This window comes from Paenibacillus sp. 01T422 (assembly GCF_056398785.1).
This window is the reverse complement of sequence record NZ_JBFTQB010000768.1, coordinates 1-6,951: the sequence shown is the minus strand read 5'-3', so window position 1 is coordinate 6,951 and position 6,951 is coordinate 1. Positions and strand designations below refer to the sequence as shown.

General features: G+C 42.7%; 9 protein-coding genes and 1 pseudogene. 8 read left to right on the top strand and 2 right to left on the bottom strand.

All coding sequences use genetic code 11. The features are described from left to right. The first annotated feature begins 132 nt into the window (after nt 1-132). The 3 genes from AC1DUA_RS30890 (at nt 133) to murI (ending at nt 2,202) form a co-directional block, all read left to right on the top strand. Entirely contained in the window at nt 133-663 is a 531-nt protein-coding gene (locus AC1DUA_RS30890; protein ID WP_477503387.1) for an ATP-dependent Clp protease proteolytic subunit, read from the top strand. Between the two features lie 125 nt (nt 664-788). After that, on the top strand, nt 789-1,394 hold the full coding sequence (locus AC1DUA_RS30885; RefSeq protein WP_477503386.1) for an HAD-IIB family hydrolase: 606 nt from the start codon (nt 789-791) through the stop codon (nt 1,392-1,394). Nucleotides 1,395-1,425: 31 nt separating this feature from the next. Next, complete coding sequence (gene murI, locus AC1DUA_RS30880; RefSeq protein ID WP_477503385.1) at nt 1,426-2,202, top strand: glutamate racemase; 777 nt, start codon at nt 1,426-1,428, stop codon at nt 2,200-2,202. An 80-nt stretch (nt 2,203-2,282) separates the two neighbouring features. Here the strand turns inward: murI and greA are convergent, their stop codons facing one another. Continuing rightward, nucleotides 2,283-2,753 (bottom strand): transcription elongation factor GreA, encoded by a 471-nt coding sequence (greA, locus tag AC1DUA_RS30875; RefSeq protein WP_477503384.1) that lies wholly within the window; start codon nt 2,751-2,753, stop codon nt 2,283-2,285. Nucleotides 2,754-3,465: 712 nt separating this feature from the next. Here greA and AC1DUA_RS30870 point away from each other — a divergent pair. Both AC1DUA_RS30870 and AC1DUA_RS30865 read left to right on the top strand, forming a co-directional pair. Further along, nucleotides 3,466-3,954 (top strand): hypothetical protein, encoded by a 489-nt coding sequence (locus tag AC1DUA_RS30870; protein ID WP_477503383.1) that lies wholly within the window; start codon nt 3,466-3,468, stop codon nt 3,952-3,954. Further along, entirely contained in the window at nt 3,897-4,886 is a 990-nt protein-coding gene (locus tag AC1DUA_RS30865) for a sensor histidine kinase (protein ID WP_477503382.1), read from the top strand. Before AC1DUA_RS30870 ends, AC1DUA_RS30865 begins: the two co-directional genes overlap by 58 nt. A gap of 49 nt (nt 4,887-4,935) precedes the next feature. Here AC1DUA_RS30865 and AC1DUA_RS30860 read toward each other — a convergent pair whose 3' ends face one another. Further along, on the bottom strand, nt 4,936-5,439 hold the full coding sequence (locus tag AC1DUA_RS30860) for a metal-dependent hydrolase (protein WP_477503381.1): 504 nt from the start codon (nt 5,437-5,439) through the stop codon (nt 4,936-4,938). A gap of 300 nt (nt 5,440-5,739) precedes the next feature. On the opposite strand from AC1DUA_RS30860, the gene AC1DUA_RS30855 reads away from it, so the two are divergent. The 3 genes and pseudogenes from AC1DUA_RS30855 to AC1DUA_RS30845 form a co-directional block, all read left to right on the top strand. Continuing rightward, nucleotides 5,740-6,009 (top strand): late competence development ComFB family protein, encoded by a 270-nt coding sequence (locus AC1DUA_RS30855; protein ID WP_477503380.1) that lies wholly within the window; start codon nt 5,740-5,742, stop codon nt 6,007-6,009. A 225-nt stretch (nt 6,010-6,234) separates the two neighbouring features. Continuing rightward, nucleotides 6,235-6,360: a hypothetical protein gene (locus AC1DUA_RS30850; RefSeq protein WP_477503379.1), complete on the top strand. Its 126-nt coding sequence runs from the start codon at nt 6,235-6,237 to the stop codon at nt 6,358-6,360. Further along, nucleotides 6,324-6,899 (top strand): annotated as a pseudogene (locus AC1DUA_RS30845) (BMP family lipoprotein); the annotation flags it as partial. The gene AC1DUA_RS30850 and the pseudogene AC1DUA_RS30845, both read left to right, overlap by 37 nt. Nucleotides 6,900-6,951 lie beyond the last annotated feature (52 nt).

Below are 6,951 nucleotides of genomic sequence, written 5' to 3'. Positions count from 1 at the left end.
GAATCTGGCCAAGTGCCAGGTTCTTTTCATTTTCGGCCAAAAAGTTCACAAAAGCAAGCAAAAGAGTTACAAAGTCCATCTGTCGGGAATAGACTATCTGTATCAATAGGCCATAGGACAGGAGGCATTTCGATGAATGAAAGAACCTTATATCTATTCGATGGCATTAATAAAAGCTCAGTGAAAACCATTGTTGAGCAAATCATGAAAATCAATCAATTTGATGATGACAGAGATAAGAAAGAAAAGGATTTCAAGCGCGTTCCCATCGACGTTATTATTAATAGCAACGGGGGGAGCGTCTATGACGGTCTAGGCCTCATTAATGTGATCGAAAATAGTAAGACGCCTGTACACACCTATGTGTATGGACTAGCTGCCAGTATGAGCTTGCTGATCGCTGTAAGTGGCCACAAAAGATATGCGGGCAGGCTTAGCACCTTCATGTATCATGCGGTTTCTACTCACATTGACGGTCATCTGGAATATTTGAAAAACCGGGTGGATGAAACGCAGAGGCTGCAGAACATTTATGATGAATACCTTTTATCCAAAACAAAGCTAACCCAAGATGAGATTCTTCGTGTTCAGGAACATCAGCGTAATTGGTATATGAGTCCTGATGAGGCCTTATCCCACGGGGTGATTGATGAAATTGTATAGCAATTGGGGAGAGAAGCCTAGGGGATTCTCTTTTTCTTTGTTTTTTATCTCTTTTTGGTGTTTAATGAGAGAAAGAGAGAAGGCTGGCAGCGACAGCTGCCACCAAGTGCAAAGGAGACCCAACTGTGTATAAAATTGTGTTTTTTGATATCGACGGTACGCTTGTCAATGAGGAAAAACAGGTTCCTGCTTCCACGGTAACAGCTATTCATCAATTAAAGCAGCAAGGCATTGAACCGGTGATTGCTACCGGACGAGCCCCATACTTCATTAAGCCCCTGGCCGAGCAGCTAGGGATCGATTCCTATTTCGTAACAGGATCCGTTTCGTCGTTGAAGGTGGATTTGCCAGGTTATGACCCGGATTTCTGGAAAACGAACGATATCTATCAAATCTTTCTGCATTGCGAAGATACGGATGAACATCTGTATGAAGAGCTCCAAACAGAATTTAAGCTTATTCGCTGGCATCAGCATGCCATCGATGTTTTGCCTGCTGGAGGCTCCAAAGCTCAAGGAATTGCAGCACTGCTTGAGCTCGTAGATATTAAACCGGAAGATGCGGTTGCATTTGGCGATGGCTTGAATGATATGGAAATGCTTTCCTTTGTTGGCATGGGCATCGCGATGGGGAACTCCCACAAGGATTTGCTTCCTTATGCTGATCATGTGACAACACACGTAGATGAAGATGGCGTTCGCAATGGACTTATAACAGCAGGTTTGCTCTAACATCGAAAGAACAAGATCAGGGTGAAAACAAATGAGAATAGCTTTTTTTGATTCAGGAATAGGCGGAATTTCCGTCTTACACGAGGCTATGAAGCAGTTGCCTCATGAGGATTTTCTTTATTTTGCGGATACGCTTCATGTGCCATACGGGACGAAATCCAAGGATGAAGTCCTTTCTTTTGTGAAAAAAGCAGTGGAAACGATCAGCAAAGAAGAGGTTAGTGCGCTTGTGATAGCCTGCAACACGGCTACGAGTATTGCTATCTCGGAACTTCGCAACATATACGAAATGCCGATCATCGGCATGGAACCTGCGGTAAAGCCGGCGCTTGCCATGAACCGTTCATCGGGCAAAAGAGTGCTTGTGCTCGCAACGCCGCTAACGCTCAAAGAGTCCAAGTACCGAGAACTTGTTTCCCGTACCGATGATATGGGGATGGTGGATTCGCTGCCAATGCCGGAATTAGTCCAATTCTGTGAGCAGCTGAATGTGGATAGCCATCAAATTATTGATTATTTCCATGCCCAGTTTGCTCCATTCGATCTGAAGATGTATGGTACGGTTGTTCTTGGATGTACGCATTATCCTTTTTTTCGGAGTGCATTGAAAAAGGTTCTACCGGCTCATATCCAAATTGTTGATGGAAGCGCGGGGACGGTGAACCGGCTGACACAGCTGCTGAGCGATCGAGACCAGCTGCTTGGCAAAGGACATTCCGATCTGAAATGGATGTGCTCGGATGATAATCCGAAGTACTTGGAGAAGATGCGGAAAGCGTTGCAGCTTTTTGAAGTAGTTGGCGTATAAGAGTTGAATATGGGAACCCAAAAAGGGCTGATCTCTAGTAGATGTATCTACATAGAGACAGCCCTTTGTGCGTGATTAAACTATACGCGAATCTCAAGCAGTTCGTAAGAAATAACACCCATCGGCGCATTTACGCTGATCGTATCGCCAACTTTTTTGTTCATGAGTGAAACGCCCAGCGGGCTTTCGTAGGAAATTTTGTTTTCATTGACATCCGCTTCCGAAGAACCAACGATTTTGTACTCAATTTTCTCCGCGAATTCTACATCATTAAGCACGACTGTGGATCCTACTTGGACTTTGGACGCATCAAGATTCCTTACAACTCGTGCTTTCTTTAGCATTCTTTCGATCGTCAAAACTCTGGTTTCCATGAAGCCCTGTTCTTCTTTGGCCGAATGGTATTCGCTGTTCTCTTTCAGATCACCGTAGCTAATGGCAGTCTTAATCCGGCTTGCCAATTCTTTGCGTTTAACGGTTTTTAATTCCTCAAGCTCAAGTTCTAAACTGCGTAATCCTTCGGGAGTTAGAATGATTTCATCATTGGACATTTTTACAGCTCCTCATGTATTCGATACTTGTTATAGTACTAAAGTAGCGTGGTCAAGTAAAGTAATCGTAAAAAAGTAACTTTTTAAATGAGGAAGCGTCTAAATATTGGAAGTATTTTACTGCCTATCGCCCGATAGCTGTAGGGACGCATCAAGTTGATGTTGTCTTGCGCATTGGCGAAAGAATGATTTGGAGGAAAAGCGTTGAAATAGCAGCTAAGTAACCTAAACATGCAGCCTGGTTCCTGAGTGGGAATGGGCTGCAATTTCTTTTTGGCGAGCTGACTGGGAGAAAATTTGACACTGTGGGCTGCACAAACTATTTGGAGGAACTACAGTCCGCTATTTCGGCGAAAAGTGGCAGTTTGGCAGCTTGAGGGGAACTGCAGGGCCTAATTTCATCACATTTGGCTGGATTATAGCCAAATGCAATGAAATAGAGGCTCCTAGCTCCCCCTCGCATACAAAAGGGCCGATTTCGAAAAAATAACGCCCTGTAGTTCCGCCTTGTTGACACATCCTGATTCTTGGCATTTTTCCCTATCTTACCAATGGTTTAAAAGCCACAACATTAATTGATAGACAAGGCTTTCCTATCCTACTATACTACTGAAAGAGACATCTATTTTCGGATGGTGTCGAAAAAATAGTTTTACATAGTGTCAACTTTGTAATATCCATTTTACAACATATAGAAAGTGTGAACATCTTCATGAGAATAAACTCCAAAGTCATCTACATCACTTTAATTATCGTTATTCTGTTGCTTGTGACGAATAATACCTCTTATTACTGGTATACGAAGTCACTGTTAACGGAAGCATTATCGATGAGAATGGAGTCGACGGCCAACCAAATACGAACTTCCATTGAACTCTCAGAGGAAGGTTCCTTCTTCGTGGAAGATTTAGTTGGAGAAAGGCTGCGCTCTGTTGCACTTTTCGCCGCGAGCAAGCTTGATCCAGATGTCGATAAAGTATCTAACGAACAATTGGTTCAACTTGCCAAACAAGCAGGGGTCGATGGTTTTTCGCTGATGAAGCGCAGTGGTGTTGGAAACGATATCATGGTTGGCAAGTCATCTGAACCCAAAGAACTTCAAATTAAAAGTACAAAGGCAGTGACGGCACATCGTTCATTTCGGTGTATGATCGGCCGCTGCTGTTCGGTTCGTACAACATTACGAATGACAAAGATTTGAAGTACTATAAGGAATCCATTGAAAATAATAAACCGGTTAGCGTTGTAGAGAGTTGGAATGGCAAGCCGATTCTCAAAACGTTCGTCTACGTTCCTGTTAAGAACAAACTAACCGAAGTGCAACGAGAAGTTCCTTACGTCATCTCAATTACGTCGGATTATCAGTCAATTCAACGGACTTTAAACAATCAGCTCGTTCAGCTTATGCTTATCGTTGTTCTGTTTACCGTTTGCAGCTGCATCTTTATTTATTTTGTATTCCGATTTATTACCAAAAGCCGTGAAACTGCGGTTCAATCCACACAAGAAATGTATATTCAAAATGTGGATTTGATGTTTGCTACGATTCGCAGCCAGCGGCATGACTTTTTAAATCATGTGCAGACCATGTACGCGCTGCTTGCGAATGGCAAAAAAGAAGAGCAGATGAAGTATATGAAAGAGTTGCTGGAAGAAATCAACGAAGTGAACGATATTATTCGTATTGGCCATCCAGCGATCGCTGCTTTGATCCAAGCGAAGTTTGCGCTTGCCATGCGGACGAAAATTGATTTTCATTATGAATTTACTGGACTTGATGGTTTAGCTTTAGGGGTAAAATCCGTTGATCTCGTGAAAATTATCGGGAATCTGATAGATAATGCATTTGATGAGGTTAATAAATTCCCGCCAGGCGAACGAGAGGTCATTGTGAACGGATGGTCGGAGTCGAATCAAGTGACAATCTCTGTTTCCAACCCCGTATTGCCGGATTTCCAAGTCGAAGACTACAACCAAATGTTTTCTATCGGCTACAGCACCAAAGGTGATGGCGAGCATCAAGGATTGGGATTGTCGGTCGTCAAGGAGCGAATTGAGCACTACAAAGGGACTATCGAAGTGTGTGTGGAAGATGGCTGGATTTGTTTTAAAATATCAATTCCAATGCAGTAAATGTAAAGCCCCTTCCTTTCTGTTCAGGCAGAGAGGGAGGGGCTTTTATTTATAGCATGGGATACACATAAAGCTTAAAAGGGATCAGTAAGGTGATTACCAGAAGCAGCCAACGGAATACGGTTTCACTCGTAGATCCAGTATCAATGGCGATGAATTTCGGCAGCAGACGGATTTTCACAGGGAGCGGCCAAAATAGTTGTATGCCTCGCTCATTGAGCAAATCAATAATCGGATGCGATGCATAAGCCACGATGAAGACCCAGAAGTATAAGGGGGACATCGGCAAAGAAATCATCATCAGCAGAAGGAGAAAGACAATGGAATGGGTTAGCGTCCGATGGCGCACCTTCAGGATTCGAAGCAGGGCAGATAGTGGAAATAAAACCTTGGCCATCGTCGAACCCGGCTTGTCGACATCGGCCAGCGTCCCTGCCAAGCAGCCCAGCAGAAGAGCACCAGCCGTGTCCCATGAAAAAAAGCTTACCTCTTGATAAGCGAGTACGAGTTCTGCCGATATGAAACCGGCAATACTGTGTGTTTTTTGCAGCATAAGTTAACCCCTAAGTCTAATTTATTTATAACTGTATAGCATTCGGAGACGAAACGATTTTTTAGTCGGAATCCGCTTTTCCCAAGCATATGCAACAAACAGCGTATCACATCCTGGTGAATTTTGTGGTCATTTCTTTTAAATTGGGAAGGAGAATGCGAGATTAGGGTGTCTGGAACTAGGAGAAGTTACCTACCATGAGTCAATAATGATGATTTAACTAGTCTATGAGCACTTTTTGATTATAGGTTTATACGTTATAATAGACATATAGTTGAAATAGTGAAGGGGCTAACTCCGATGCCAGTTTTTAATGCCATGGAAACAATCGTCGTCAATATGTTGGATGAGTTTCAGAAAAAATACGAATTGAAATGCGATTGCAATAAGTGTAAAGATGATATGCTTGCTTTGGTTTTAAACAAAATCCCGTCCAGATATACGTCAAGTGAAAAGGGTGCTTTGTTCGTTAAAGGTTTGTACATTAACCCGCAGTTGCAATCCGATGTCATGCGTGAATTAATGGAAGCAGCGAATATCGTTGCTGATCATCAGCATCATGAAGTCTAGCAACGATGTTGAATAGAGAGCTGGTCTCCAATTCTGGGGACTGGCTTTTTTATATAGCATGTCATTCGACAATATAGTATAATTATCGACGAGTTTCGTATATTTCGAACATAATTCGTTCATGTTTGTCGAAAGAAAAAATACTTTGACTAAATCCGAGTTATTTAGTAGGATATACAAAAGAGTGTTGTACATAACATATTTTCATCAAGGGGAGAGATACACATGAAAAAAGCTTTAATTTCTATGTTTGCTGTAACAATATTGCTAACAGGCTGTGCAACTGCAAAGACAGACACAGCAGCAACCGGTGTGCAGCTGCTGGTCTTGCTACTAAGAAAAATGTCGTAGGCATGGTTGCAGCACTTGATATCCCGCTCATCAAGAAATACACGGTTGGCTTCCAAGAAGGTCTGAAAGCAACGAATCCTAATGCTAAATTCATCGTTAACTACGTTGGTAGCTTCACAGATCCAGCCAAAGCGAAAGAATTAGCGTTAACGCAATTCTCGCAAGGTGCAGATTTCATCGCTGCCGCTTCTGCTGTTGGCGATCTAGGCGTGTTCGAAGCTGCGAAAGAAAAAGGTTTCTTCACATCCGGACAAGATATTGACCGTACAGTAACGGATCCACAGCATATCGTCCTTTCTCAACTAAAAGGAACAGATGCCGTGGCCTACCAAACGGTGAAAGATTTCGTAACGGGCACGTTTAAATTCGGTTCAGTTGATTACGGTTTGAAAGAAGATGGCGTTGGCCTTACTTTCGTTACCAAAGAGAGCAAATCTACGCTTAGCCCTTTCATTGGACCAGACGTTGTTACGAAAGTTAAAGCGATTCGCGATGATATCGTTTCTGGTAAAGTGAAAGTTGAGAATCCAGTTAAATAATTAGCACGATCATTTCATATTGACCTTGGGAACTGTTTACGGAGACGTAAAC

Bases quoted from the DNA above. Each gene is read 5' to 3' on its own strand.
- AC1DUA_RS30850 (WP_477503379.1), top strand. From the start codon at position 6,235: ATGAAAAAAGCTTTAATTTCTATGTTTGCTGTAACAATATTGCTAACA.
- AC1DUA_RS30870 (WP_477503383.1), top strand. From the start codon at position 3,466: ATGAGAATAAACTCCAAAGTCATCTACATCACTTTAATTATCGTTATT.
- AC1DUA_RS30855 (WP_477503380.1), top strand. From the start codon at position 5,740: ATGCCAGTTTTTAATGCCATGGAAACAATCGTCGTCAATATGTTGGAT.
- greA (WP_477503384.1), bottom strand. From the start codon at position 2,753: ATGTCCAATGATGAAATCATTCTAACTCCCGAAGGATTACGCAGTTTA.
- murI (WP_477503385.1), top strand. From the start codon at position 1,426: ATGAGAATAGCTTTTTTTGATTCAGGAATAGGCGGAATTTCCGTCTTA.
- AC1DUA_RS30860 (WP_477503381.1), bottom strand. From the start codon at position 5,439: ATGCTGCAAAAAACACACAGTATTGCCGGTTTCATATCGGCAGAACTC.
- AC1DUA_RS30890 (WP_477503387.1), top strand. From the start codon at position 133: ATGAATGAAAGAACCTTATATCTATTCGATGGCATTAATAAAAGCTCA.